Source organism: Leifsonia sp. 2MCAF36 (genome assembly GCF_052115525.1).
GTDB lineage: Bacteria > Actinomycetota > Actinomycetes > Actinomycetales > Microbacteriaceae > Leifsonia.
In genome coordinates, this window is the sequence record NZ_JBFRGV010000001.1 from 103,729 (window position 1) to 128,650 (window position 24,922).

Sequence of the window (24,922 nt, forward strand, 5' to 3'; positions counted from 1 at the left end):
GCGCAGCAGCAGCCCCGGCCGACGCCGGCTGTCAGACGCCGACCGAGCGGCGCTTGTTGTAGACGTCGAACGCGACGGCCGCCAGCAGCACCAGGCCCTTGATCAGCAGCTGGTAGTCGCTGTCGACGCCGAGGATCGACATTCCGTTGTTCAGCACACCGATGATCAGACCACCGATGATCGCGCCGGTGACCGTACCGATTCCACCCGTCACCGCCGCGCCACCGATGAAGACCGCGGAGATCGCATCCAACTCGAAGCCGGTGCCCGCGCTGGGGCTGGCCAGGTTGAGTCCGGCCGTGAACACCAGGCCGGCCACAGCGGACAGCACGCCCATGTTGACGAAAAGCAGGAACGTGACGCGCTTGGTCTTGACGCCCGACAGCGCTGCTGCCTGGAGGTTTCCGCCGATCGCGTAGATGTGGCGTCCGAACACCGAGCGGTTCATGACCGCCGAGTAGCCGACCACCAGTACCGCCAGGATGATCAGCACGATCGGGGTGCCGTTGTAGCTGGCCAGTAGCACGGTCATCACCAGCACGAGGAGCACCAGGAAGGCGAGCTTGATGATGAACCACCACAGCGGCTCATCTTCGAGGTCGTACTTGCGGCGCACTGCGCGCTGGCGGATCCCATTGCCGAGGATCGCGATGCTGGCCACAGCGCCGAGGATCATCGTGAGCGGCTCGTAACCGGTCGTACCGAAGGCGGGCAGGAAGCCCGACCCGATGGCCCGGAACTCCTTCGGGAAGAACGAGATCTGCTGGTTGCCGAGGGCGATCTGGGCGGCGCCGCGGAAGGCGAGCATCCCGGCCAGGGTGACGATGAAGGCTGGGATGCCGAAGTACGCGATCCAGAATCCCTGCCAGGCGCCGACCAGGGCGCCGAGCACGAGGCAGAACACGATGGCGAGCGGCCACGGCAGGTGCCAATTCGAGATGAACACGCCGGCCATCGCGCCGATGAAGGCGACGACGCTGCCGACCGACAGGTCGATGTGCCCGGCGATGATCACCATCACCATCCCGATCGCGAGGATCAGGATGTAGCTGTTCTGCACGATCAGGTTCGACACGTTGATCGGCGCCAGCGTGATGCCGCCGGTCGCGACCTGGAAGAACACGACGATGACGATCAGCGTGATGAACAGACCGATCTGGCGCAGCTGTCCGGTCAGGTAGTTCAGGGCTTTGGTAAGCGGTTTCATGAAGGGTTCTTCTCGCGTTCCTGGGTCATGAATTGCATGAGGTATTCAGCGGTGGCCTTCTCCCGCGGCACGTCGGCGGTGATGCGGCCCTCGCTGAGGGTGTAAATGCGGTCGCAGATGCCGAGCAGCTCGGGCAGCTCGGAGGAGATGACGACGATGCCTTTCCCCTGATCGGCGAGCCGGTCGATGATCGTGTAGATCTCGTACTTCGCTCCAACGTCGATGCCTCGGGTCGGCTCGTCGAGGATGAGCACTTCAGGGTCGGAGTACATCCACTTCGACAGCACGACCTTCTGCTGGTTGCCGCCGGAGAGCTTGCCGGTGAGTGTCAGGACGTTCGGCGTCTTGATGTTCATCGACTTCCGGTACTCGTCGGCGACCAAGGACTCCCGGTGGTCGTTGACGAACTTGAACCAGTTGACGAGCTTGTCCAGCGACGCGATCGAGATGTTGCGCTGGATGTTGTCGATCAGGTTCAGCCCGAAGTGCTTGCGGTCCTCGGTGGAGTAGGCGATGCCGTTCTCGATCGCCTTCGACACTGTGTTGACCGAGATCGGCTTGCCGCGCTTGTACACCTGGCCGCTGATCCCGACGCCGTAGCTGCGGCCGAAGATGCTCATCGCGAGCTCGGTGCGGCCGGCGCCCATCAGGCCGGCGATGCCGACGATCTCGCCCGCGCGGACGTTGAAGCTGACGTCGTCGACGACCTTGCGGTTGCGGTCGAGTGGATGGTGGACGGTCCAGTTCTCGACGCGGAGCAGCTCCTCGCCGACGTGCGGCACGTGATCCGGGAAGCGGCTGGCGACATCCCGCCCCACCATCCCCTTGATGATCCGCTCCTCGCTGGTGTCTTCTTTGCCCATCTCGAGCGTCTCGATCGTGCGGCCGTCCCGGATGATGGTGACCCGGTCGGCGATCGCTTTGATCTCGTTCAGCTTGTGGCTGATGATGATCGACGTGATGCCGTGCGCCTTGAGCTGACGGATGAGGTCGAGCAGGTGCGCGGAGTCGTCGTCGTTCAGGGCGGCGGTCGGCTCGTCGAGGATGAGGATCTTCACCTCTTTGGAGAGCGCTTTCGCGATTTCCACCAGCTGCTGCTTGCCGACGCCGATGTCTTTGATCTTCGTGATCGGGTTGTCGTGGAGACCGACCCGGGCGAGCAGCTTGCCCGCCTCCAGGTTGGTCTCGTTCCAGTCGATGAAGCCGCGCCGCTCGCGCTCATTGCCGAGGTAGATGTTCTCGGCGATCGAGAGGTACGGCGAGAGCGCCAGCTCCTGATGGATGATGACGATGCCTGCGGCCTCCGAGTCGTTGATCGACCGGAACTCGATCGGCTCGCCGTTGACGACGATCTCCCCCTCGAAGGTGCCGTGCGGGTACACCCCGGAGAGAACCTTCATCAGCGTGGATTTGCCCGCGCCGTTCTCACCGCAGATCGCGTGGACGGATCCCTCCTCGACGCTGATCGACACCTCCTGCAGCGCCTTGACGCCGGGGAAGGTCTTCGAGATGTTGCGCATCTCGAGAATCGTGTTGGCCATGGTCTCCCTTGCTCGCATGACGTCCGGGCGGGACGCTGGGTTCGCGTCCCGCCCGGACTGTCGGGCCGGTGCTACTTGAGGTCGGATTCCTTGTAGTAGCCGCTGTCGACCAGGATCTTCTGGTAGTTGTCCTTGGTGACGACCACCGGCTGGAAGAGGTAGCTCGGGACGACCTTGACCTTGTTGTCGTAGCTCTTGGTGTCGTTCACCTCGGGCTTCTTGCCGGAGAGCAGGTCGTTCGCCATCTTGGCCGCTTCGTTGGCCAGCTGACGGGTGTCCTTGTAGATGGTCGAGTACTGCGTGCCCGCGATGATCTGCTTCACGCTGGCGACCTCGGCGTCCTGACCGGTGATGATCGGGAGCTTCTTACCGCCCGAGCCGTAGCCGGCCCCTTCCAGAGCGCTCAGGATGCCGTCCGAGAGGCCGTCGTAGGGCGAGAGGACGCCCTGCACCGCGGTGCCCTGGGAGTACGACTTGGCGACCAGGTCCTGCATGCGGGCCTTGGCGGTTGCCGGGTCCCAGCGCTGGATGGCGACCTGGTTGAAGTCGGTCTGTCCGCTCTTCACCACGAGGGTGCCGTCGGCGAAGTAGGGCTTCAGCGTCGCCATCGCGCCGTTGTAGAAGAACGTCGCGTTGTTGTCGTCGGGGCTGCCCGCGAACACCTCGACGTTGAACGGGCCCTTCTGGCCGGTCGGCTTGCCGCCCGCGTCGAGGACACCGAGCCCGGTGAGGAGCGAGTTGGCCTGGTAGACGCCGACCTTGTAGTTGTCGAACGAGACGTAGTAGTCGACGTTCTTGTCACCGGTGAGCAGACGGTCGTACGAGATGACCTTGATGCCGGCCTTCGCGGCCGCGTCCAGCTGGTCGGTGAGCGATCCGCCGTCGATGGACGCGACGATCAGGACCTTCGCACCCTTGGTGATCATCGTGTTGACCTGCTGCACCTGGGTCGGGATGTCGTTGTTGGCGTACTCGAGATCGACCTTGTAGCCGTTCTTCTCGAGGTCCGACTTGACCGCATTGCCGTCCGCGATCCAGCGCTCGGACACCTTCGTCGGCATGGCGACGCCGACGAGCGCGCCCTTGTTGTCGGAGCCGGAGGTCGTGCCGCTTCCGCGGCCTCCTCCTCCGGAGCAAGCGGCCAGTGCGACCGCGACGCCGAGTGCGGCGGCGGCCAGCGCAACTTTCCTGAACTTCACTGTGTTTCCCTTCGAGCGATGGGGCGACCGGTGTGCCGGGTGCGCACGGGTTCGCCGAGCTCGGAACTGTCACGCGTGCGACGACCAGCCTCCGACGGGGCAGTGCAGAGCCGGTCGCACCTGTGCGATCCGACTGCTGACATGAGCGACTCCCTCGTCGTATGCTGGGCCTTACGCGATATATGTGACCGGTCCCAGAACGGGTTAGACGCTACGACGCGGACCCCGCGGGAGTCAAGTCCTTCGCGGAAAAATATGATGACCATGTTTCCCGAGCGGCACAGTTGCCGCTCTCGCCGACGAGAACGGACCGATGGACAAGCCCGAAGCCGACGAGCAGCGCGCACTCTCCATCCGGGACATCGCCCGGCTGGCGGGAGTGTCGCGCCAGACCGTGTCGCGCGTGCTGAACGGCGAGCGCTACATCAAAGCCTCCACCGAGGCTCAGGTCAGGAAGGTGATCGAGGAGAACGCCTGGCGGCCGAACAGCGCGGCGCGTGCTCTGGCCACCTCCCGGTCGAAGACCATCGGGCTGCTCGTCTCCGCGCGCTCGCACTACGGACCCTTCAGCGCGGCGGCGGCGATCGACGAGGCGGCCCGGGCACGCGGCTACGCCATCCTCTCGGCGACGCTCGCCCACGAGGACGACGAGGCGTTGTCTGAGGCGCTCGACGTGTTCGCCGCCCACGGCGTGGAGGGGGTCGTCGTCATCGCGCCGCAGCAGCGTGCCCACGAGGCGCTGAAGCGGGTCGCCATCCGAGTGCCGTTCGTGAGCATGCACTGGAAGGATGTCGGCGACGGCCGCGTCGCCACCTTCGACCAGGCGGCCGGCGCCCGGCTCGCCACCCGCCACCTGATCCAGCTCGGCCACACCCGCATCCGCCATCTCGCCGGCCCTCAGGACTGGAGCGAGGCGGAGGACCGGATGAACGGCTTCCTTGCCGAGCTGAACGACCACGACCTCCCCGTCACGGCCCCCGTGCTCGGTGACTGGTCGCCGGAACTCGGCTACGAGGTGGGGCTGCGACTGCTCGACCATCCCGACTTCACCGCAGTGTTCGCCTCCAACGATCAGATGGCGCTGGGCCTCATGCACGCGGCCGCCGACCTGGGCCTCTCGGTGCCGGGTGACCTCAGCATCGTCGGTTTCGACGACATCCCCGAGGCGAAGCACTTCACCCCACCGCTGACGACGGTCCGGCAGGACTTCGGCTTGCTGGGCGCCCGCGCGATCGACGTGCTGATCTCCCAGATCGAGGGCGAGGATGCCTCGGGACCGGCCGACTACCCGGTCCCGCAGCTCGTCGTCCGCGAGAGCACAGCGCCTCCGCGGCAGCCGTACGGATAACGAATAACGGGCGGGCAACCAGCCCTAACGAATCTGGACGGCTCCGGAGGCCTCTGGTAGACCTGTGCGCGACCACCGCAGTCCACCCGAAGGGCAAACGTGAGCGACAGCACCTGGCGCGCCGAATTCGTGCATCCGCAGCACCCGTGGCGCGACTTCGAGCACACCTTCGTGGACGAGCGCGAGTTCCCGCCGGCCCACATCCGCCGGACGGCCTCGCTCGCAGGCATGCCGGCGGTCGACATCTACCTGCTCAGCGACTCGGAACCCTGGCCCGAGTCGTGCGTTTTCACGTACACCCAGTCCCTTCTGGGCGACCTGGCGGACCACCACCCGCCCGAGTACTGCCTCGACATGCCGTAGCCGCTCCCCGCTTGCGGGAGGCGGACGGCTGACCTCGCTGTCGCGATCAGTCCCGCCAGCTGAGTCGGTGCAGACTCATAGCCCTGAGAAGATCAGGGTCATCGATATCGACCAGCTGGGTGACCTCTCGGCGAACATGGTTACTGGCCGGTTCGTCGCCAGGGCGTTCGAATACGCCCCACATCGTGAGTTCATCACCATGACGAGAAGCGAATCGAACGCCATCCACGACGGTCGCAGCATCGGTGCCCGTGGCAGTGAGGGCGTACAAGTGACTAGCCACCCGTTGAGTCAGCTCCCTGGGGTCCGCGCTCTTCAGTGCGGCCGCGTCGAAGTCGTGATAGCCGAGGCGAAGAGCGATGCGAAGGAATACCGGACGTAGTGCGGCGATCGTCTCGGCAGTACGTACGTCTGCATAGGGACCGCTCAGAATGGCCTTGGTCATCATGCGCCCCCCGATCCAGTCCCGCGGAAGCGAGCCCGCAGCCGGCACCGGGAAGTCGACTGCGTCTTCGGGCTCTTCGACGATTCCGCCCAGCAGATCGCGGCCGTCCCGCGCTACATCGGGGCGGGCGTAGGCGAGAACTTCGACGTAGCAAGCATATGCACTATCCCCCGCGTAGATAGTCCTGAAGACTCCGTCAGCGTCATCCCAGCGGTTGCGACCGGCATACTGACGGTCGACCCATGCCCATGGGTCGGGGCGCGGCCGACGCGCCAGACGGTGGCATCATCCGCTTGGATGACGCTGACCTGCGGGTCCGGCATCAGGCGCCGACGAATGCGTTCGCTGCCGCCAGCACACGCGGTCCGGCGTCGTCGAACGGGTCCTCGTGCAACACCCGGGCCGGCGACCGGTCGCCGAGGTGCGGGTTCATGCCCTGAAACCAGGTTGCGACAACGGCTTCCCCCTCGCTCTGCCCGATCAGGGTCGCGATGCGGTGGGTCAGTCGCAGTCTCTCCACAGCGCTCGGTGAGGGGCGGCGTGCCGTCTCCACCCACTCGCGGACGGTGCGTGTCTCGGTCACACCCGCGATATACGCGACCAGCTTCGCGCCGAGCGAATGGCGTAGTTCGTCTACGATCTGCGGCACCGTGTGCTTGATCGAGTCGTTGTAGGCCTTGAGGCCCGCCGTCGCCACTGTGGTGCTCATGCGGCCACACTACCCGAACACCACTATCTAGGCCACCTCAGATCCCACCCCTCTTCCCGCTGGCGGCGACCCTGACTCCTATGCGGGCTTGCGGGAGTCGGAGGCTTGGACTTACGATACGTTACGTGTCGTATCCATACACCGAACCCGAACCCGAGCCCGAGCCCGAACGCCGCGCCGGGCGTCCACGCGACGAGTCCCGCGAGGCGCACATCCTGGGCGTGGTCAATGGCCTGCTCGCGGAGCGCGGCTACGAGGGCGTGACGTTCGAGGAGGTCGCCCGCCGGGCCGGTGCCTCCAAACCGACCCTCTATCGCCGCTGGAAGACCAAGCGCGACATGGTCGTCGCGGCGCTGAAGGCCGGCCCCGCGCGCCGCGAGGGCCCCGACGAGATCGACACGGGGTCCCTGCGCGGCGACCTGCTCGCACTGTGCGGACGGCTGCTCACCACGATGCAGTCGACTGACGGGCACACGGCTCTCGCCCTGCTGCAGGCCGGCTTCGAAGACCCGGAGCTGGGCGACGCGATCGAGCGGAGCGTCGGTCCGACCGGCGGCCGCCTGCCTGCATCCGTGGTCGCCGCGGCTGTCGCGCGCGGCGAGTTGCCCCCGGGTGCCGATCCGTTCCCCTTCGAGGAGGTCACTGGCTCGGTCCTGCTGCTGCGTCGTCTCAACGGCCTGGAGACGACGGAGCGCTACCTCAACGCGTTGGTCGACACAATCCTCATCCCCGCGCTCCTCGCCTCCGCACCCCGAGACACCGTTCTCCCCTCGGGGATCTTCTCCGGCCATCCCACCCCCACCACCCCCTCAGACCAGGAGTGATCAGCCGCATGGCGACTATCGAAGAATTCACCTACCGGGCCATTCCCGGAAGCGGGGGCGTCCCGCTCAACGTCGCCGTGGGCGGCCAGGGACCCGCCCTCGTGCTGCTGCACGGTTTCCCGCAGACGCACTACATGTGGCGGGACGTAGCGCCACAGTTGACCGACGAGCACACCGTGATCGTCCCGGACCTGCGCGGCTACGGCGAAAGCGGAAAGCCCGCAGAGGCCGGGCCCGACACGTACTCCAAGCGCACGATGGGGGACGACGTCGTCGCCGTCGCGGAGGCGCTGGGCCACGCACGATTCGGCGTCGTCGGCCACGACCGAGGCGCCCTGGTCGGCGTCCGCGCCGCGCTCGACCACCCGGACGCTGTGCAGTACCTCGGCATCCTGGATGTGTTGCCGACGCTCGACACGTGGAGCGTGCTGCACGGCGTGGATGCGAAGGTCGCCTGGCATCTGTATCTGATGGCTCAGCCCCCCGGCCTGCCGGAGCGGATGATCGGCGCGGTCGCCGAGGACTTCTTCGCGTCGTTCCTCGACGCGTGGGATTCGGACGGCTCGACTTTCACCCCCGACGAGCGCAGGTACTACATCGACAGCTCGGTGAAGGCGGTCCCTTCGATCGTGGCGGATTTCCGAGCCAGCTCCGGCATAGACCTCGAGCTCGACCGAGCCGACCGCGACGCCGGACGTCGCCTCACGATGCCTGTCGGGGTCATCTCTCAGGATTGGGGAGCGCAGCTAGGATTCGACCCGCTCGCGATCTGGGGCGCGTGGTCGGAGGACGTCAGCTACCAGCCGACAGATGCCGGTCACTACATGGCCGAAGAGAAACCCGACGAGGTTACCGCCTTCATCTGTGCGCTTGCGGGGCGCGCCCGTGTACGATGAGAGGGTCCGGCGCCTGAATAGCTTGCATCGGGCGTGAAAGGAAGAAAAACGATGGCTCAAGGTACCGTCAAATGGTTCAACTCGGAGAAGGGGTACGGCTTCATCGCCCCGGATGACGGCAGTGCCGACGTCTTCGCCCACTACAGCGAGATCTCCGCTCAGGGGTTCCGCAACCTCGAAGAGAACCAGAAGGTCGAGTACGACCTGGCTCAGGGTCCAAAGGGACCGCAGGCCGCAAACATCCGCCCTCTCTGACGGCAACCGGTGCCCGGCCGTCAGGCCGGGCCCGCGCCGCGGCGTCACCGGGGTACGGTGGCGAGCGTGGGTGATGTGCAACAGCGTGTAAGCAAGACCTCCGCAATGGCGGCCGGCGCGAAAGGCGGCGCGCCCCATCGCGGGCAGAAGGTCTTGTTCGGCGCTGCGCTTGCGGCGCTCGGTGTCGTCTTCGGCGACATCGGGACAAGCCCGCTCTATGCACTGAAAACCGTCTTCCTGCTCGATGGCGGCGCTGTCCGCGCCGAGCAGGAAGACGTCTTCGGCGTGATCTCGCTCATGTTCTGGAGCGTCACGATCATCGTCTCGATCAAATACCTCGGCATCCTGATGCGCGCGGACAATGACGGCGAGGGCGGCGTCATGGCCCTGGCCGCGCTGGCCAAGCGGCTGTATGGACGCAGCGTCTCCCGTACCGGCACACTGCTGATCATCGGCATCGTCGGTGTCTCGCTCTTCTACGGCGACTCGATCATCACACCGGCGATCAGTGTCCTGTCCGCCGTCGAAGGCCTCCACGTCGCCGCGCCGGCGATCTCGCACATGGTGCTCCCGATCGCGGCGGTCATCCTCGTCATCCTGTTCGTGGTCCAGCGTTACGGGACGGGGAAGGTCGGTGTGCTGTTCGGCCCCGTCATGGTGCTGTGGTTCGCCGTGCTCGCCGCCGCCGGACTCACGATGGTCGTGCAGTACCCGGCCGTACTGCTCGGTCTCTCCCCCACCTACGCGGTGACGTTCATCGTCTCCCACCCGACCGTGTCGTTCATCGCCCTCGGCGCCGTCGTCCTGGTCATCACCGGCGCGGAGGCGCTCTACGCCGACATGGGCCATTTCGGGCGCTCGCCGATCCGCCGCGCCTGGTTCTTCCTGGTCTTCCCCGCGCTGATCATCAACTACCTGGGTCAGGCCGCGCTCATCCTGCACAACCCGGCCGCCCGCGCCAACCCGTTCTTCCTGCTGATCCCGGAGTGGGGACGACTCCCCGTCGTGATCCTCGCCACCGTCGCGACCGTCATCGCCAGCCAGGCCGTCATCTCCGGCGCCTTCTCGCTCTCCCGCCAGGCGGTGCAGCTCGGGCTGCTCCCGCCGCTCACGATCCGCCAGACCTCCAAGCGGGAGGGCGGCCAGATCTACCTTCCCGCGATCAACTTCCTGCTCTTCATCGGCGTGATCGCGGTGATGTTCGCCTTCGGCTCCTCCGATCGGCTGTCGACGGCGTACGGCATCTCCGTCACGGGCGCCCTCGTGGTGGACACGGTCCTCCTGCTGCTCGTCGCCCGCCCGCTGTGGCACTGGGCGCCCTGGAAGATCGTGCTCGCCGCCATCGCGTTCGGCGGGCTCGAGCTCGCCTTCCTCGCCGGCAACCTCTTCAAGATCATCAACGGCGGCTGGGTGCCGCTGCTCATCGCTGGGGCCGTCATCCTGGTGATGACCACGTGGCGGCGCGGGCGCGCGCTGGTGCAGCAGGACCGGCAGCGCAAGGAGGGGTCGCTTGCGGACTTCATCGAGGAGGTCCGCAAGGAGAACCTGCCCCGGGTTCCCGGAATCGCGATCTTCCCGCATCCGAACAAAGAAACCACCCCGCTGGCTCTCCGCGCCAACGTGAAGCACAACCACATCCTTCACGAGCACGTCATCATCGTCTCGATCATGACCGCGCAGGTGCCACACGTCCCCCCGGAAGAGGCTTTCGTCTACGACGATCTCGGATATGCCGATGACGGCATAGAGCATCTGAGTATCCGGTTCGGCTTCTCGGACAAGCCCGACATCCCCCGCGCGCTCCGTGCTGCCTGCCGGGCGGGAGTCCTCCCGCTCGATGCCGCGAACTTCAAGAAGGCGTCCTACTTCATCTCGCGGGGGGCCATCCGGACCACGCGCACCCAGAGCATGATCCGCTGGCGCCGCTCCCTGTTCGTCGGGCTCGCGCACAACGCCGCCGACCCGGCGGCCCGCTTCGGCCTGCCCGCGCTACGGACGGTGACCATGGGAAGCGACGTCGAGATCTAGCGACCCACGTGGACGTGCCGGCACACGGCGCCGCGACGCCGCTCAGGCGCGACGCGTCCTGCCGCTCCGACGGAGCTTGCGGATGAGGGATGCCGCCCCGAGCCCGATCAGCAACGCACCGAGCGGGAGGAGGCCGTCTCGCGCGTCGCCGCCCGTCCCGGCCAAGCCTGCCGCGGTCGGTTCGCCGTGGCCTGTGGTCGAGGGGACGGTCACCGCGACAGAGGCATCCGCGGACGGCGAGCTAACGGGTCTCCCGGCAGGGTCGTAGGCTGTCGCTACGGCGGTGTTGTCGATCCGTTGACTCGCCAGATCGGCGGCCGTGACGTGATACGTGGCCGTGCATGTCACCTGTGCCCCTGGCGCCAGCGGTCCCGTTGGACAGGTCGGCGCCGCAAGTGTCCCGGTGCCGGTGAAGTGCGTCTCGGTGATCGCGACACCGGTGAGGGTCGCATTCCCGGTGTTCGTCACGCCGTAGGTGTAATCGATCGTGTCGCCGAGCGCGCCGACCTGTGTGGGGCTGGCCGTCTTCGTGAGCGACAGGGAGGGTATCGGCGGCGCCGGAAGGACCAGCGGGGTCGAGGTTCCGGCGACCGGAGCGCCGGAGGGCGGGTCGGCGGTGGCCGTGGCGGAGTTGCTGACCGAACCGGCATCTACATCGGCCTGGGTCACCAGGTAGTCGGTGGTGCACACCATGCTCGCCGCCGGCGCCAGCACGGTCGCCGGACAGGTTATCGGGGGTAGTGTGCCGCTCCCGGTGAAGCCGACGTCGGTGACCTGCACAGCGGTGAGCGTCACGTTGCCTGCGTTGGTGACGGTGACCCGGTACGGGATAGTGCCACCGGGAACGAAGGACGCCCCATCGAACGCGGGCGCCGCCTTCACGACCGTGAGACCCGGCGTCGCCACGGTCGGGATCGTGACGGTCGCGTCTGGCGAGTGCACCGCGGTGCCGTCCGGAGCGGTCGCCGTGGCGGCGGCCGTGTCGATCACGGACGGCGCATCCATGTCGGCCTGGGTGGTCGTGTACGTGGCCGTGCAGGTGGTGCTGGCGCCGGGGGCGAGAGTCGTCGTCGCCGGGCACACCACGGCGCTCAGGTTCGCCGGGTCAGACGGCGGCGTCACCGTGTCCACCACCGACACGCTCGTCAGCGTGAGCGCACCCGTGTTCGTGACCGTGAAGGTATAGGGAACAGACTGCCCAGCCTGCGTGACCGAGCCTGTCGTCGTCGCCTTCACCAACGCGATCGATGGAGCCGCCACCACGGGGATCGACACGATCGACGGCGGCGACGACACCTCTGCCAGACCACCGCCCGGCGTTCCGAATGCGACCGCCGAGTCCGCCGCCATACCCGCATCCACATCGGCCTGGATCGTCGTGTATGTCGCGGTACACGTCGTCGAGGCGGCCGGAGCCAGCACCGTGTCCGCGCACGTGAGCGGCCCCAAGCGCGCTGGGTCGGACGGTGGCGCCAGAGTGTCCGCAATCCGGACACCGGTCAGCGTGAGACCACCGGTGTTCGTCACCAGGAAGGTATAGGGGACACCCTGTCCCGCCGTCGTGATTGTCGTGGTGCTGCTCGACTTCACCAGGGCGATGGACGCCGGAACGGCGACGGGAACCGACACGACAGACGGTGCCGAGACAACCGCGGGACCGGTCGGAGGCGACCCTGTCGCCGTCGCGCTGTCGTTCACGGAGCCTGCATCGAGGTCGGCCTGCGTCGTCGTGTACGTCGCGGTGCAGGTGGTCGACGCCGCCGGCGCCAGGGTGGTCGCAGCGCAGGAGATCGGCCCGAGGCCCGTCGGGTCGGAGGGCCGCGTGACCGTATCGGCGACGCTGACACCCGTCAGCGTGACACCTCCCGAGTTCGTCACCGTGAAGTCGTAGGGGATCTGCTGTCCGACCGCGGTGACGGTCGCCGTCGCTGTGGACTTGGCGATGGTGATGGCGGCGGGCGCGTCCACCGGGATCACCAGGGCGTCCGGCGGCGATTGCGTGTCGGGCAGGCCGCCGGGAGGAGTCCCGCCAGCGACCGCCGAGTCCGCCAGGGAGCCCACATCCACATCGGCCTGTGTCGTCGTGTAGGTCGCGGTGCAGGTCGTCGACTCACCCGGTGCCAGCACCGTCACGCCGCACACCGGCGCCGCATCCAGCGACCCGGCCGGCGAGACGGGCGTGTCCGTGACGTTGACGCCGGTCAGGCCGAGGCCTCCCGTGTTGCTGACCAGGAACGTATAGGTCACCACCTGCCCTGGGCGGGTGACCCTCGTGACGTCGGCGGACTTCTGAATGGTGAGGGCCGGGGTCGGTGTGGCTGTGAGGTCCAGGTTGGTGTTCATGAAACCGGCGGGGAGGAACGGGTTGAGCAGCTGGCCGGGATCGCTGGCAGCCGACGTCGGCTGGTTGCCGCCCGTGATCGACCCGTCCGCCGCGGTCGTGTACGCGAGCGTGATCGGGATACTGGACAGCCCGGCGACGGCCGGAGTTCCGCTCGGGTTGTTCTTGTTGCCGATGCTCTCCCCCACGGCGAGGTCGTTCGTCGCGCCGAGGGTCAGGGCCTGCAGGCCCGCGAGCGGGCCGCCGGTCTGGAAGGCGGCGGCCGGGATGCGGACCGTGTACGTCCCCTCGTGCAGCCCCTGGACGATCCAGCGGCCATCCGAATTGGTCACGGTGCTGGCCACGACCACTCCTCCGGCGTCGAGGACCTCGACGGGCACCCCGGCGGCGGCCAGGTCGCCGCTATCGAAGACCCCGTTCACGTGCCGATCGATCCAGACCAGGTCGCCGAGCGACCAGCCTGGCATCAGGACGTAGGGTTCGTTGGAGGGCAGCGGCTGGTCCGGGAAGGTCGCCGAGAAGATCTCTGCGCGGTCGACGTACAGTCCGTTGAGCTGAGGACTGCCGCCGACCGTCGCCGGAGTGGCCGACGAGGGAGTCAGGGCACGCACGGCCTGCCCGGCATCCAGTTGCGTGGCCGCGACGAAACGGACGGCGGTGACGGCGCCGAAGCCGGGACCGCCGGCGATCTCTGCCGCCGTCAGCCACAGACCACCCGGCGCTTCGGGCGCAGTGTTGATCGGGTTCCGCGCATCCTGGGGGATGGTCGACGACGCCGCGGTCGCGTAGTACCAGGTGCCCGGGACATCTCCGGTCAATCCGCTCGTATAGGTCGGCGGCGCGAGGGCGGCAGCGATACCCGTCGTGCCCGTGAAGTCGGAGGCGTACTGGTCGCGTTTGGAGAGCGAACCGGCCGCCGCGTCCCCGTTCCACGGGAACACGTCGATCAGATCGGGGGCGGCGAACGGGATGTTCGTCGAGGTGTTCGACCAGTCGAGCTGCCAGGTGAACGCCTGACCGGGTGCGACGAGTGGCCGATCCACGGATTTCTGCAGGGCCAGTTTGCCCGTGCCGTTCACGGTGATGCTCGCGCTGCCTGTCGCCGTCGGCGCGATCGGGGCCGAGATGGCGACGTTGTTCTTCAACGTCGACCCCGGCACTGCCAGCGTGGACACCGTCGTGCAGACGGTGAAGGGGGTGAGGGTGAAGGGCAGCCCGCTCCCCGGGATGGTCAGATCGCCGTAGCTGAAGGTCGCGACCCGATTCACCGGGTTGTACGACAACGCCACACCCGACGGCAACGAGGCCTGCGTACACGGCGCATCGAGTTCAAGGTTCGTGGGCAGCGTGTCCGTGACCACGACCTGAGGGACGGTCTGTCCGGGCGACCCCGCTGTGATCTGCGGACTCAGCGTCCAGGGCACGGCATCACCCGGGAGGTATTCGGTCTGCGCCACCGTCTTCGTGATCGCGAGCAGCAGCGGCTGGAACCGGAGCACGGCCTCGTTCGTCGACCACCGGGCGGCGTTCGTCGGGTCGGTCCAGCCGCCCTCGTTGAGCGCGGCCACCCCTTTCGGGATGGACTGCCCGGCATTCGGTCCCCCGTTGTACACACCTCTGGCCCGGAGCGTGAAGTTGAGGTTGAGGGTCGAATTGGTCGAGAGGAATGTCGCCGGGTCGATCGGGCGCAATCGCACCATGTTCACGGTGTCGCGCCAGTTCGCGCCGAACGACGTCGGGTCGGTGGACCACGGACCGTACGGCCCGGGCGTCTGGTTGCCCGTCGTCGCCGCGCCGACGAGATCCGTCGAGTCGTACGGATACGAGGCATTCACCGGCGGCCCCGTCTGCAGGTTCGTCGTGTTGGGACCCACGGCGTACTCCACGAGATAACCCGCCGGCGGGGTCGGCAACGTCTCGATCCGCCACAGAGACACGTCGAACGCGTCCACGAGCACGGGGTTGGTGATGGTCGTCTGCGCATCGGTGTGCAGGACAACGGACGAGCCGGTGACGTTGCCTGCGGCCGCCTGCGGTGAACAGCATCCCCCGAGGAGCGAATAGTACGACTTCCCGCTGCCCGGGATGCCCGGCGTCGGCGGACGCACCTGCAGGGTGGGCGCGGTGATCAGGTTGTTACCGCTGGCGGTCGTCCCATTCCACCCTGGCTCGAACCCCGGGGTCGCGCTTGTTCCGTAATTCAGCTGGCCGGAGGCGTCCTGGTAGTTCTGGGTGTCGATAACGGCGTTGGTCGGAGTGATCGAGCCGGTCGGCACGGGATCCCCCGGCTGCCAGGTCGGGTCGATCATCCGATACGCATCGTCCAGCGGGATGAAGAAGCGAACATGGTAGCCGCTGGTCTGCATCGCCATTCCGGTCACGGTCGCGGTGATTCCGTTGCCCGCAGGCGTCCCTGGCGCCGGACACGAGATCGCGCCGGGGGTCAACCCGAGGCCGGTGCCCCCTCCGTTCTGGGAGGTGTTGCAGTTGAACATGAGCGCACCCGGAAGGCTGAGTCGATCGGTGAAGGTCAACGGGTTCGCCAACAGAGTCTCGCCCTTAGCGTTCAGCGGACGGAAGACGATGAGGTACGCCAACACGTAACCGACCTGCTGCTGGCCGTTCAGCGTGACAGTGGTCGGCGTCGTCGTCGACCCGAAATCCGCCTTGGACACATCCCACACGGGAACCCCGGTCACCTGCACGTCCGGGTTGGTGACCGTGTTGGACGAGATCGCGTCGCCGCCCGACGCGTGCGCACTCGCGGTGACATGGAACGTCGAATTGTTCAGTGACGTCCCATTGGGCGTGAGGGAGATCGTGATCGGGGCGACAGCGGACGTGAAGGTGCCCATGTTGCAGTGCAGCACCACGGAGCCGTCCGGATTGTTCTGGATGCTGGAGGGTGGCGTCACCCCGGCCGTGAGACACCCGGTCGGCAAGCCGCCCGTGCCCGGCCCCGAGAAGGCGAACCGTGCGCCGTTGACGCTCGACGCCGTCACATCCAGAACCACATTGGAGACGGACGCGCCCGTCGGCAGCCCGGTCAGGGACACGCCGAAGTTCTGCGACGTGACGTCGGCCGTCCGGACGAGGCAGTTGGCCGGACCGGAGTCCATGCCGCCGCCGTCGGTCGCGTCGAAGGGAGCGGATCCGGTGACGATCAGGTTCTGGCAGGCATTCGCCTGAGTGAGCGGGGCGACCTGGATGGTGGCGAGCGGTTGGAGTCCCGCGTCGAGGCCGGTCTGCTGGGTCGCGCCGGCGATTGCGAACGGCAGGGAGTCCCCGAGTTGCGGTTGCCCCGGGGCGGGCGTCCCTGCGGAGGCGAAGTCGTTGTCTCCGCTGCGGGACGCGGGGACGGTGAACGGCGCAGGAGCCGTGACCCGGACCACGTAGGACGCGTCGGGTTCATTCACGAACGAGTACTGGCCCTGGGCGTTCGAGGTCGTCGTGGCGATCACGGTTCCGGCAGGCGACGACAGCAACGCCACAGCGGCGTTCGCCACGGCGGACTCCCCGGCCTCGTGCACCTGATCGAGGTTCGTATCCGCCCAGGCCACCCCGGAGACGACGCTTCCCGCCCCCGCGACGGCCGGGCCACCCGAGACAAGCAGTGTGGCCGTACTCATGGTGAGGACGGTGGCCGTCGCAAGCGCTACGACACGCAGAGTCGATCGCATTTCATATCCCCTCGATGGGCCGGAAGCTACTCCGGCTCAGCTCGGAACTGAAAGACAGCATCAAACGCTGTGTGCTCACGAGCTCGCCGACGGGGAGAGTGAGCCGCGGCCGTCGCGCAAGAAGAGCTGACCTGGCGTCGATCATTGATGAGGCGCGGGTCGAGCCGGTGTACCTTACGCGGCGGAACCGGCCCGTGGCAGCAGTGATCGATTCGGGGCAGCTGGAGCGGCTGCTGGAAGATGCGGAAGAACTCGCGGATATTCGCGCCGTCGACGCGGACACGCCCTCATGGCGGCATCGCCCGCTTTGGGGCGGTCGCTAGGTGTCGCTGGTAGCGTTGATTTGGCCCGCCGAAGGAGGCGCACCGATCGATGAGAGTACGGACAACGAGATTCTCCCGTAGTCGACACGTAGCCATTGGCAGGGTTGTCAGGGTCGCCCCGCTCGAGTCCAAATCGGAGGTTGTCTGGCGGCGTTGGGGCCTCATATTGAATCCGCTCGCTGCGGTCGGGCTGATTTTCGTCACGCTCGTGGTGGGAATTACCACCCTCACGCAACAGTCAATGAACGCGGACGCCATCGTGATGGCGGACCGGCAGAATGCCGCGCTGTCGGGGCTCTCGGCCGCATACACCGTGTACGACCGCGCGACTCATGCGATGGCGGCCGCGGACGAATACCAAATCGACCCGGAGGGCGCGCGGGAGGCCGTTGCGGCTGCGGGACTAAACTTCGAGACCAGCGACGAGGCCGCATCCACGGAGCTCTTCAGCGCCGCCGCCAAGGCCGCCGGGTACTCTAGCGGCGAGCAGTTCTCGGCGCTTCAGAACGTCACCGACCGCGCGTATGTCGCGCTGCGCGTCTTCTTCGACAGGGCGGTCTGGCCTGCACAGCGCCTCGATGAAGCTTCCTATAGAGCAGCGCAGGCGCCCGCTGCGGCGGCCCTCAAGTCGCTGCTAGTGGCCCTCGACAACGCCTCTCTGACGTCGGGATGCGATTTCGGTTACCGCAACGGATCGGGCGCCGCAGCCTTCTCCGCCTGCCCCGCGAAACCCCGACCGGTGCCCTCCATCGAATTGCCCTCCGACCAGGCCGGCGGCCCGGTGGCTCACTAGCCACCCCGGCGTCCTCGAGGGGTTGTACCCGTGGCTTCTTGTAACAAATCGCTCGCGGTCGCGTCATGAAACAGGTACCCGCTTCGTCTAGGTAGACGAAGCGGTTCGCGTCGTGCGGATTGCTGAGGTCACGACGAAAGGTCGGCTATGTTCTCGAAACTCACGGTGCCAGCTCCCCTTACCCGGCGAACGCGGAAGCATGGCACCGGTTGGATCGCGCTGGTCGCGTCCCTGGCGGCTGTCGTCGCGTCTTTCACCGCAGTCTCGGCGGCCACGGCCGCGCCCACCGGCTACCTCGCGCTGGGAGATTCCTACGCCGCGGGTCAAGGCGTCGGCGGCGTGAAGGGATCGCGCCCTGAGTGTCTGCAATCGCCCGCCAGCTATCCGTCGCAAGTTGCCGCGAACCTGGGCGTGCAGTTGACGGACAACACCTGCGCCGACGCGGTGCTCTCGGACGTCTTCTCCCCATCGGCAACAGGTGCGCCGCCGCAGGCCAGCGCGTCCGCCGCCGACATCGGGACGATCACACTGACCATGAGCGGAAACGACCTCGGCTTCGTCCCTATCCTGCAGAGCTGTCTCGCCGGCTCACCCGTCGGCCCGGTGCTCAGCGACGAGGAATCCTGCCAGAAGGAGCACACGGTCAACGGTGTCGACCAGGTGGCGGCGAAGGTCGTCTCCGACGTCATCCCGCGACTCACCTCGACCCTCACACAACTCCGCGCCACGTACCCGCAGGCCCGCATCCTCGTTGTCGGCTACCTCCCGCTCATGCCCGATGCCGCCCACACCCCCGCCGGCGGATGCTTCTCCCCGCTGAACCTCGAAGGCCCCAGCTTCCCCTTTGTCACCACCGACCTCGAGTGGATCAACTCCGTCCAACGGCTGCTGGACGCACAATCCGAGCTCGCCGCCGAAGCTAGCGGTGTCGAGTACCTGTCGCTGATGACGGCGGCGGCCGATCACTCCGCCTGTTCGACCTCCGGCACCCCGTACATCGACCCGCTGACGCTGAACGGCTTCACGCCGGCTCCGAGTTCGATGCACCCGAACGCCGCGGGCCTGCGGCTCGAGGGCCAGGCGATCACCTCCGCGCTCAGCACCCAGCCGGCGTTCCACGGCGTGCGTGGGCAGCTGATACCGCAGGGCGGCAACCAGTACGACCTGCAGGTCTTCGTCCCCACCAGCACCCTCCACACGACCCCTGAGGTGACCGCGCGCAAGAACGGCACCTACCTCGGCCACGTCAGCGGCGAATTCGGCTGGTACCTGTCGCTCCGGTCGTCCGCCGACTACCGGACGTATTCCCAGCGGGTGACGGTGCTGCCCGGAGAGGTCGTGGAGCTGACGACGGATGACGGAACGCGGCAGGTGCTGACTCCCCTACCTGACTCGTTCAAAGGCGTGACGGGGCAGGTCGTGCAGGGCCCCGGCGACTCATACGAACTGCAGATCTGGGTCCCGACCAACTCGCTCGCCTCGACTCCGGATATCTCGGCCCGTATCAACGGGAACTACGCCGCGCATGTCAGTGGAGACTTCGGCTACTACCTCTCCGTCAGGAACGTGCCCGGGTACCGCGTGTACTTCCAGCCGACCACCCTGAAGGCGGGGGACTCGGTCGTTCTGAACGTCACGAGCACCGGCGAGCAGCAGAAGCTGCGCTAGCAGTAGTCCCTTGTCGGCGGCACTGAGCGGTAGCCGCCGGTGAAGTGACTGCTCCCGACGTCGGGTCAGGCGGGCACCGCGGCTGACACGATGGCAGCCGCCGTTGCCCGGCCGACGCGGATCGCTCCGTCGACGTGCTGGTAGCCCTTTCCGGCCATGTCGCTGCAGGAGAAGTGGACGGGGCCCACTGGCGTGCGCAAGTCCGAGCCGTAGCGCGCGAGACCGCCCATGTCGAAGCTGGCGGCGTAGGCGCCGCGGGTCCACTCCTCGCTGCCCCAGTCGCTCTCGTAGTACACGACAGGGCTCAGCGCCTGCTCGCCGTAGTAGTGCGCGAGCGACTCGAGGATGCGTGCCTTGCGCTCCTCCGGCGTGAGAAGGAAGACTCCGTCCGCTGCCTCGTCGGAGACGAAGCCGACCAGCGTGCCGCGCGGGTCGCCGTGGTAGCTGTTGTCGTACGCCTCGTGCACGAGCTCGTACGGGCTGAAGGCCGTTCCGCTGTAGCCGAGGTCGCGCCAGAACGGCGTCTCGTAGACCGCGTGCACCTTGATCACGAAGCCCATCGACAGGTGCTGGTGCAGCTGCTGCTGCCGGCGGGGCAGCGGCGGCTCGTACGAGATGCGGCTGATCAGCACGGGCGGCACGGCCAGGATCGCGAACCGGGCGCGCACCTCGACGCCCTCGGCGATCGCGGTCACGCCGGTCTCATCCCAGCGCAGCGTCCGCACGGGCGCCCCCAGGTGCACATCGTCGCCGAGACGCTCCGCAAGGAGCAACGGCACCTGCTGCAGACCACCCTTGACCCGCTTGTCCAGGATGAAGTCCGCGTCCACGAGGTTCGAGAAGCTTCCGGCGCTGGCCGCCATGAGCAGCGCCTGCAGAGCGGAGAACGCGTGCGCCGGCTTGGTGAGCATGGCGCCGGCGATGAACATGCCGATGTTCTGTCGCGCCTCCTCGTCGTCGGTCTGGGTCTCCAGCCAGCGGCGGAACGAGATCTCGTCCAGCTCCTTCGCACGCGGGTGGGCCCAGGGACGCTCGGGGTCGATCTCGGCGACGAGCTGGTCCATCCGCTCGATGAGTCCGACGATCTCCTTCTCGGTGGCGGGCGCGACCGGGAAGATCTCGCCCTCGAAGGTCCGGCGCTCGCCGTTCTGGCCGAGGTAGATGTTGATACCTTCGCGGTAGCGGCTGTACGTCTCGAGGCCGAGCTCGGCGAGCGTGTCGATGAGCGCATCCTGGTCGGGCGAGACCCACTGGCCGCCGATCTCGAGGGTCGCCCCGTCGATGTCGTCGGTCCAGAGACGACCGCCGACGCGGTCGCGCGCCTCGAGCACGGCGACGGTCAGGCCGGCCTTCTTCAGTTCCGTCGCGGCGGTGAGCCCGGAGGCTCCAGCGCCGACGATGACGACGTCCCGTTCGATGCTGCTCATTGCTATCAGCTCCGTTGCATAGGTGTGTGAACGAGAGGCAGACTACCGGATTCGTCTGTCAAATGGCAGTTTGACGACTGAATTATTACTAGATGTACGGTTTTTGCTATGTGATCCGCACTCCTGGCTTCGGATTTCGCACGTGGTGCGCTTAGGATGACTCGACCCCGGAATTGAGCGAAGGAGCTCGCGTGCCCTCCACCACCGCACCCACGTCGCTGCGACGATCCCTCGGCCTGTGGGCGATCGTCGGTCTCGGCCTCGGCTACATGACGCCGATGACCGTGTTCGACACGTTCGGCATCGTCACCGGCGAGACGAACGGTGTCGTGCCCTCCGCCTACCTCTTCGCGCTCGTCGCCATGGTGTTCACCGCGATCAGCTACGGACGGATGACCCGGGTGTTCCCGTCGGCGGGGTCGGCATACACCTACGCCTCGGAGACCATCCACCCGAACGTCGGCTTCCTCGTCGGCTGGTCGTCCCTCCTCGACTACCTGCTGCTCCCGCTGGTGAACGCGCTGATCGTGCGGCTGTACCTGGAGTCCTTCTTCCCGCAGGTGCCCGGCTGGATCTGGGTCGTCGGCTACGTCGTCGTCATCACGGCGATGAACCTGTTCAGCATGTCGTCGACGTCGCGCGTGAACGGCATCCTGGTCGTCTTCCAGATCGTCCTGATCGCCGTGTTCGTCGTGCTGACCTGGACCGCGATCAACGCCGGCGCAGGCAACGGCACGGCGTTCAGCCTCGCGCCGCTGTTCCACGCGGGCGTCCACCTGGGTGCCGTGATCGGCGGAGCGACCGTGGTCTGCTTCTCGTTCATCGGCTTCGACGCGATCACGATGTACACGGAGGAGGCGAAGGATGCCCGGACCGTGCCGCGCGCGATCGTTCTCGCCCTCATGATCGGCGGAGCGATCTTCTTCGTCGCCGCCTGGTTCGCCCAGTCGAGGTTCCCGACCCTGGCCGGCTTCCACTTCACGGACGACACTCTGCCCGAGATCGCGCTGAAGACCGGCGGCCTGCTGTTCCAGCTCCTGTTCATCTCGGCCGCCGTCGCCGCGGCCGTGGCGTCCAGCCTGGCCTCGCACGCGAGCGTCTCCCGCATGATCTACGTCATGGCCCGGAACGGCAACGGCCGCCTCTCGCGTGGCCTCTCGTACATTCACCCGCGGTTCCGCACGCCGGCGACCGCGGTGCTGCTGGTCGGAGCGGTCTCGCTGCTCGCGGCTGCGTTCACCTTGGAGTTCGTCTCGTCGATGATCAACTTCGGTGCGCTCATCGCATTCACCGTCGTGAACGCGACGGTCATCATCCACTTCGCCATCCGTCGGCGCGAACGCGGGGGTGCCCGGCAGATCGTGCGGAACATCGTCCTGCCCGGGGTCGGGATGCTGCTGACCGGCGTCCTCTGGGCCAACCTGCACCTGGATGCGCTCAGCTACGGCGTCGTCTGGCTGACGATCGGGATCATCACCCTGCTCGTCATCACCCGCGCTTTCCGCAAGCCGCTGCGGGTGAAGCTGGATGAGGACGGCGACGCCGCCATCATCACCCGCGAGGGCGCGCCGTCGGGGGCGTCCCACTGACTGGTGCGCTCCCGGGTGCGCTCCCCCGCGCCTCATGGGCGGCGATGTGCCCGAGCACGGCTGCGCCTGCGCTGATCACCGCGGCGAGACCGAGCGGCAGGGCGATGTGCACCCGCAGCAGTGCCGCGCCCACGAGCGCGCCCAGCGCGATCAGCACGACGGCGGCCGCCCGGCGGCGCCACGGCTGACCGGACCCGCCGGCCAGCCGCGAGTCCGCGGCGAGGCCGGTGATGGTGGAGGTCACCACGACGGTGGTGATGTCCTTCACCGCAAGGTGGCGTGCGACGGCCGCCTGGAACCCCATCGCGGCGGCCAGCAATGACGTGATCACCACCTCCCACGGCTTCGGGGGAACGCCACCGGTGATGACGGTGGCCGCTGTGAGCGCTGCCAGCGCGGCAGCCACCGCGGTGAAGGACCAGCTGGTGCGGGTGTTCCACCCGACCGACTCCCGCCGGAGGGTCCGGCCGCCGATCACGGCGCCCGCCATGAACGCGAACAGTGCGATGAGCGGGCCCACCCACGGCAAGCCTTCTGCGCCGGCCAGAGCCATGCCGAGCACCACCACGTTGCCGGTCATGTTGCCCGCGAACACCTTGTCGAGGCCCAGGTAGCCCACGGCGTCCACGATCCCGGTCGAGAAGGTGAGCGCGAGCATCAGCACCAGGGTGAGGTCGCGCTGTCGTCCGGTGTTCGCGTCCATAGGTCTCCCGAGGTGTTCGAGCCGCCGGCGTCGGGCGGCTCCTCCTAGGTTCGCACGGGCGTCGACGCGACCTGAATCGGCCCTGTCGAATTCTTCCGTCGGAGAACTCGCCTCGAATCTCCGACGCACCGCGGCCCGTCGGAGAAAACGAGTGCGCCGCGTCCACTCTCCGACCGAGGGCGGCGAATCTCCGACGGGAGAGGCGCCGAGGCGGCCGATTGGGCGGGTGGGCGCCGGGTCGCTTACGGTAGCGATCATGGACGGCACCGGCATCCGCATCCGAAGCGCGGCAGCGAGCGAGTATCCCGCGATCGGCGAACTCACCCACGCGGCGTACACGCACGACTACGACGACCTGCCCGCGAACTACCGGGACGAGCTGAAGCACCCCGAAGCGCTCGCCGACGACTTCGAGTTCTTCGTCGCCGAGGATGAGGTGTCCGGCGAGCTGCTCGGAACCATCGCGCTGCTGCGCCCCGGCCACGGCGACCATGGACAGATCGCGGAGGACGAGCTGTACTTCCGGCTGCTGGCCACCCACCCGGACGCTCGCGGCCGTGGGATCGGCGTGCGGCTGACCGAGTTCGCCCTGGAGCAGGCGGCCGCGCGGGGGCAGCGGGCCGTCGTCCTGAACAGCGGTCCCGACATGCTGGGCGCGCACGCGTTGTACCGGAAGCTCGGCTTCACGCGGCGCTCCGAGCGCGAGGGCATCATCGTGCTCCCGGACGGACGCGAATTCGAATTGCTCACATTCGTGCGAGAACTGTCCGCCTGACCTCCGCCAGCCGAGCCGACGCCCGTCACATCGTCTGCCGTAGGCCTCCGTCGATGACGACGTCAGCGCCTGTCAGGTTGCCGAGCACCGGGCTCGCGAGCATCACGGCGAGCGCCGCGACCTCATCCGGGGTCGTGAACCGCCCGGTCACCATCGACTCCTCGGCGCCCCGCCGGACCTGGTCCGGGTCTCCCCCGGTCGCCGCCGCCACCGTCCGGGCCACGCCGCCGTCCCCCAGCCATAGGTCGGTGGCGACCGGGCCCGGGCTGATCGAGTTGACCCGGATGCCGCGGTGGCCGACCTCCTTGGAGAGCGACTTGGTGAAGCTGAGCAGCGCAGCCTTGGCTGCGCTGTAGTCCATCACCAGAGGGTCGGCCAGGACCGCGTTCTCGGACGCGATGTTCACGATCGAGCCGCCGTCCGGGATGCGGTCGAACAGTGCGCGCGTCGTCCGCACGGCGGCGAGCGCGTTCAGCTGGTACGTGGTCGACCACTGCTCGTCGGTGATGCTGGGGAAACCTCCCGGCCGCGGCGGCGCCGACCCGACGTTGTTGACCAGGATGTCGACGGGCTCGGTGAGCTGTGCCGCGACCGCGAGGATGCCGTCGTTCCCTCCGAGGTCGGCCTCCAGGAACCGGAAGTCGCCCTCGTTCCGGACGGCGTCCACTTCGGGCGTGCCCTTCCGGGCGATGCCGACCACGGAGACGCCCTCCCGGAGGAGGGCCCGGACGATGGCGAGGCCGATTCCCCGGCTCGCACCGGTGACGACAGCACGCTTGCTGCTGAGTTCGAGATCCACAGGTTGAGG

The 24,922-nt window shown here is 67.4% G+C and carries 20 protein-coding genes; 11 read left to right on the forward strand and 9 right to left on the reverse strand.

Going from position 1 to position 24,922, the window contains the following annotated elements; genetic code table 11:
* Positions 1-31 precede the first annotated feature (31 nt).
* The 3 genes from mmsB to chvE all read right to left on the reverse strand — a co-directional run bounded on the left by mmsB (position 32) and on the right by chvE (position 3,947).
* Entirely contained in the window at positions 32-1,207 is a 1,176-nt protein-coding gene (mmsB, locus tag AB4079_RS00490; RefSeq protein ID WP_441785314.1) for a multiple monosaccharide ABC transporter permease, read from the reverse strand.
* Positions 1,204-2,748 carry a multiple monosaccharide ABC transporter ATP-binding protein gene (gene mmsA / locus AB4079_RS00495; RefSeq protein WP_441785315.1) on the reverse strand — a complete coding sequence of 515 codons (1,545 nt, stop codon included), beginning with the start codon at positions 2,746-2,748 and terminating at the stop codon, positions 1,204-1,206. The genes mmsB and mmsA overlap by 4 nt, the downstream gene beginning before the upstream one ends.
* 71 nt (positions 2,749-2,819) lie before the next feature.
* Positions 2,820-3,947, reverse strand: coding sequence for a multiple monosaccharide ABC transporter substrate-binding protein (gene chvE, locus AB4079_RS00500; RefSeq protein WP_441785316.1), 1,128 nt, complete (start codon positions 3,945-3,947; stop codon positions 2,820-2,822).
* A 313-nt stretch (positions 3,948-4,260) separates the two neighbouring features.
* Here chvE and AB4079_RS00505 point away from each other — a divergent pair, with 313 nt between their 5' ends.
* Together AB4079_RS00505 and AB4079_RS00510 are read left to right on the forward strand one after the other, a co-directional pair.
* Positions 4,261-5,295 (forward strand): LacI family DNA-binding transcriptional regulator, encoded by a 1,035-nt coding sequence (locus AB4079_RS00505; RefSeq protein WP_441785317.1) that lies wholly within the window; start codon positions 4,261-4,263, stop codon positions 5,293-5,295.
* A 99-nt stretch (positions 5,296-5,394) separates the two neighbouring features.
* Positions 5,395-5,658 (forward strand): hypothetical protein, encoded by a 264-nt coding sequence (locus tag AB4079_RS00510; RefSeq protein ID WP_441785318.1) that lies wholly within the window; start codon positions 5,395-5,397, stop codon positions 5,656-5,658.
* A gap of 46 nt (positions 5,659-5,704) precedes the next feature.
* On the opposite strand, the gene AB4079_RS00515 is transcribed toward AB4079_RS00510, so the two are convergent.
* Together AB4079_RS00515 and AB4079_RS00520 are read right to left on the reverse strand one after the other, a co-directional pair.
* Positions 5,705-6,103 carry a hypothetical protein gene (locus AB4079_RS00515; protein ID WP_441785319.1) on the reverse strand — a complete coding sequence of 133 codons (399 nt, stop codon included), beginning with the start codon at positions 6,101-6,103 and terminating at the stop codon, positions 5,705-5,707.
* Positions 6,104-6,425: 322 nt separating this feature from the next.
* The gene (locus AB4079_RS00520) at positions 6,426-6,812 is read right to left on the reverse strand and encodes a hypothetical protein (RefSeq protein WP_441785320.1); all 387 of its coding nucleotides are present in this window, start codon (positions 6,810-6,812) and stop codon (positions 6,426-6,428) included.
* Between the two features lie 125 nt (positions 6,813-6,937).
* On the opposite strand from AB4079_RS00520, the gene AB4079_RS00525 reads away from it, so the two are divergent.
* The 4 genes from AB4079_RS00525 to AB4079_RS00540 all read left to right on the forward strand — a co-directional run bounded on the left by AB4079_RS00525 (position 6,938) and on the right by AB4079_RS00540 (position 10,815).
* Positions 6,938-7,636, forward strand: coding sequence for a TetR/AcrR family transcriptional regulator (locus AB4079_RS00525; protein ID WP_441785321.1), 699 nt, complete (start codon positions 6,938-6,940; stop codon positions 7,634-7,636).
* 8 nt (positions 7,637-7,644) lie between these two features.
* Positions 7,645-8,532, forward strand: coding sequence for an alpha/beta fold hydrolase (locus AB4079_RS00530; RefSeq protein ID WP_441785322.1), 888 nt, complete (start codon positions 7,645-7,647; stop codon positions 8,530-8,532).
* Positions 8,533-8,583: 51 nt separating this feature from the next.
* Positions 8,584-8,787 carry a cold-shock protein gene (locus tag AB4079_RS00535; RefSeq protein ID WP_374008179.1) on the forward strand — a complete coding sequence of 68 codons (204 nt, stop codon included), beginning with the start codon at positions 8,584-8,586 and terminating at the stop codon, positions 8,785-8,787.
* Positions 8,788-8,853: 66 nt separating this feature from the next.
* The gene (locus AB4079_RS00540) at positions 8,854-10,815 is read left to right on the forward strand and encodes a potassium transporter Kup (RefSeq protein ID WP_441785323.1); all 1,962 of its coding nucleotides are present in this window, start codon (positions 8,854-8,856) and stop codon (positions 10,813-10,815) included.
* Between the two features lie 42 nt (positions 10,816-10,857).
* On the opposite strand, the gene AB4079_RS00545 is transcribed toward AB4079_RS00540, so the two are convergent.
* Complete coding sequence (locus tag AB4079_RS00545; protein WP_441785324.1) at positions 10,858-16,785, reverse strand: DUF7507 domain-containing protein; 5,928 nt, start codon at positions 16,783-16,785, stop codon at positions 10,858-10,860.
* Positions 16,786-16,850: 65 nt separating this feature from the next.
* On the opposite strand from AB4079_RS00545, the gene AB4079_RS00550 reads away from it, so the two are divergent.
* The 3 genes from AB4079_RS00550 (at position 16,851) to AB4079_RS00560 (ending at position 19,620) form a co-directional block, all read left to right on the forward strand.
* Positions 16,851-17,159: a type II toxin-antitoxin system Phd/YefM family antitoxin gene (locus tag AB4079_RS00550; protein WP_441785325.1), complete on the forward strand. Its 309-nt coding sequence runs from the start codon at positions 16,851-16,853 to the stop codon at positions 17,157-17,159.
* A gap of 241 nt (positions 17,160-17,400) precedes the next feature.
* Positions 17,401-17,952, forward strand: a complete 552-nt coding sequence (locus AB4079_RS00555; RefSeq protein WP_441785326.1) for a hypothetical protein — start codon at positions 17,401-17,403, stop codon at positions 17,950-17,952.
* A gap of 165 nt (positions 17,953-18,117) precedes the next feature.
* On the forward strand, positions 18,118-19,620 hold the full coding sequence (locus AB4079_RS00560) for an SGNH/GDSL hydrolase family protein (RefSeq protein ID WP_441785327.1): 1,503 nt from the start codon (positions 18,118-18,120) through the stop codon (positions 19,618-19,620).
* Positions 19,621-19,685: 65 nt separating this feature from the next.
* On the opposite strand, the gene AB4079_RS00565 is transcribed toward AB4079_RS00560, so the two are convergent.
* On the reverse strand, positions 19,686-21,047 hold the full coding sequence (locus AB4079_RS00565; RefSeq protein ID WP_441785328.1) for a flavin monoamine oxidase family protein: 1,362 nt from the start codon (positions 21,045-21,047) through the stop codon (positions 19,686-19,688).
* Between the two features lie 191 nt (positions 21,048-21,238).
* Here AB4079_RS00565 and AB4079_RS00570 point away from each other — a divergent pair, with 191 nt between their 5' ends.
* Positions 21,239-22,636 (forward strand): APC family permease, encoded by a 1,398-nt coding sequence (locus AB4079_RS00570; protein ID WP_441785329.1) that lies wholly within the window; start codon positions 21,239-21,241, stop codon positions 22,634-22,636.
* On the opposite strand, the gene AB4079_RS00575 is transcribed toward AB4079_RS00570, so the two are convergent.
* Complete coding sequence (locus tag AB4079_RS00575; protein WP_441785330.1) at positions 22,599-23,339, reverse strand: YoaK family protein; 741 nt, start codon at positions 23,337-23,339, stop codon at positions 22,599-22,601. The genes AB4079_RS00570 and AB4079_RS00575 overlap by 38 nt on opposite strands.
* 256 nt (positions 23,340-23,595) lie before the next feature.
* On the opposite strand from AB4079_RS00575, the gene AB4079_RS00580 reads away from it, so the two are divergent.
* Entirely contained in the window at positions 23,596-24,114 is a 519-nt protein-coding gene (locus tag AB4079_RS00580) for a GNAT family N-acetyltransferase (protein WP_441785331.1), read from the forward strand.
* 25 nt (positions 24,115-24,139) lie between these two features.
* Here the strand turns inward: AB4079_RS00580 and AB4079_RS00585 are convergent, their stop codons facing one another.
* Complete coding sequence (locus AB4079_RS00585) at positions 24,140-24,913, reverse strand: SDR family NAD(P)-dependent oxidoreductase (RefSeq protein ID WP_441785332.1); 774 nt, start codon at positions 24,911-24,913, stop codon at positions 24,140-24,142.
* Positions 24,914-24,922: the final 9 nt, after the last annotated feature.

Bases quoted from the DNA above. Each gene is read 5' to 3' on its own strand.
- mmsB (WP_441785314.1), bottom strand. From the start codon at position 1,207: ATGAAACCGCTTACCAAAGCCCTGAACTACCTGACCGGACAGCTGCGC.
- mmsA (WP_441785315.1), bottom strand. From the start codon at position 2,748: ATGGCCAACACGATTCTCGAGATGCGCAACATCTCGAAGACCTTCCCC.
- AB4079_RS00505 (WP_441785317.1), top strand. From the start codon at position 4,261: ATGGACAAGCCCGAAGCCGACGAGCAGCGCGCACTCTCCATCCGGGAC.
- AB4079_RS00515 (WP_441785319.1), bottom strand. From the start codon at position 6,103: ATGACCAAGGCCATTCTGAGCGGTCCCTATGCAGACGTACGTACTGCC.
- AB4079_RS00520 (WP_441785320.1), bottom strand. From the start codon at position 6,812: ATGAGCACCACAGTGGCGACGGCGGGCCTCAAGGCCTACAACGACTCG.
- AB4079_RS00530 (WP_441785322.1), top strand. From the start codon at position 7,645: ATGGCGACTATCGAAGAATTCACCTACCGGGCCATTCCCGGAAGCGGG.
- AB4079_RS00535 (WP_374008179.1), top strand. From the start codon at position 8,584: ATGGCTCAAGGTACCGTCAAATGGTTCAACTCGGAGAAGGGGTACGGC.
- AB4079_RS00545 (WP_441785324.1), bottom strand. From the start codon at position 16,785: ATGAGTACGGCCACACTGCTTGTCTCGGGTGGCCCGGCCGTCGCGGGG.
- AB4079_RS00550 (WP_441785325.1), top strand. From the start codon at position 16,851: ATGGGCCGGAAGCTACTCCGGCTCAGCTCGGAACTGAAAGACAGCATC.
- AB4079_RS00555 (WP_441785326.1), top strand. From the start codon at position 17,401: ATGAACGCGGACGCCATCGTGATGGCGGACCGGCAGAATGCCGCGCTG.
- AB4079_RS00565 (WP_441785328.1), bottom strand. From the start codon at position 21,047: ATGAGCAGCATCGAACGGGACGTCGTCATCGTCGGCGCTGGAGCCTCC.
- AB4079_RS00575 (WP_441785330.1), bottom strand. From the start codon at position 23,339: ATGGACGCGAACACCGGACGACAGCGCGACCTCACCCTGGTGCTGATG.
- AB4079_RS00580 (WP_441785331.1), top strand. From the start codon at position 23,596: ATGGACGGCACCGGCATCCGCATCCGAAGCGCGGCAGCGAGCGAGTAT.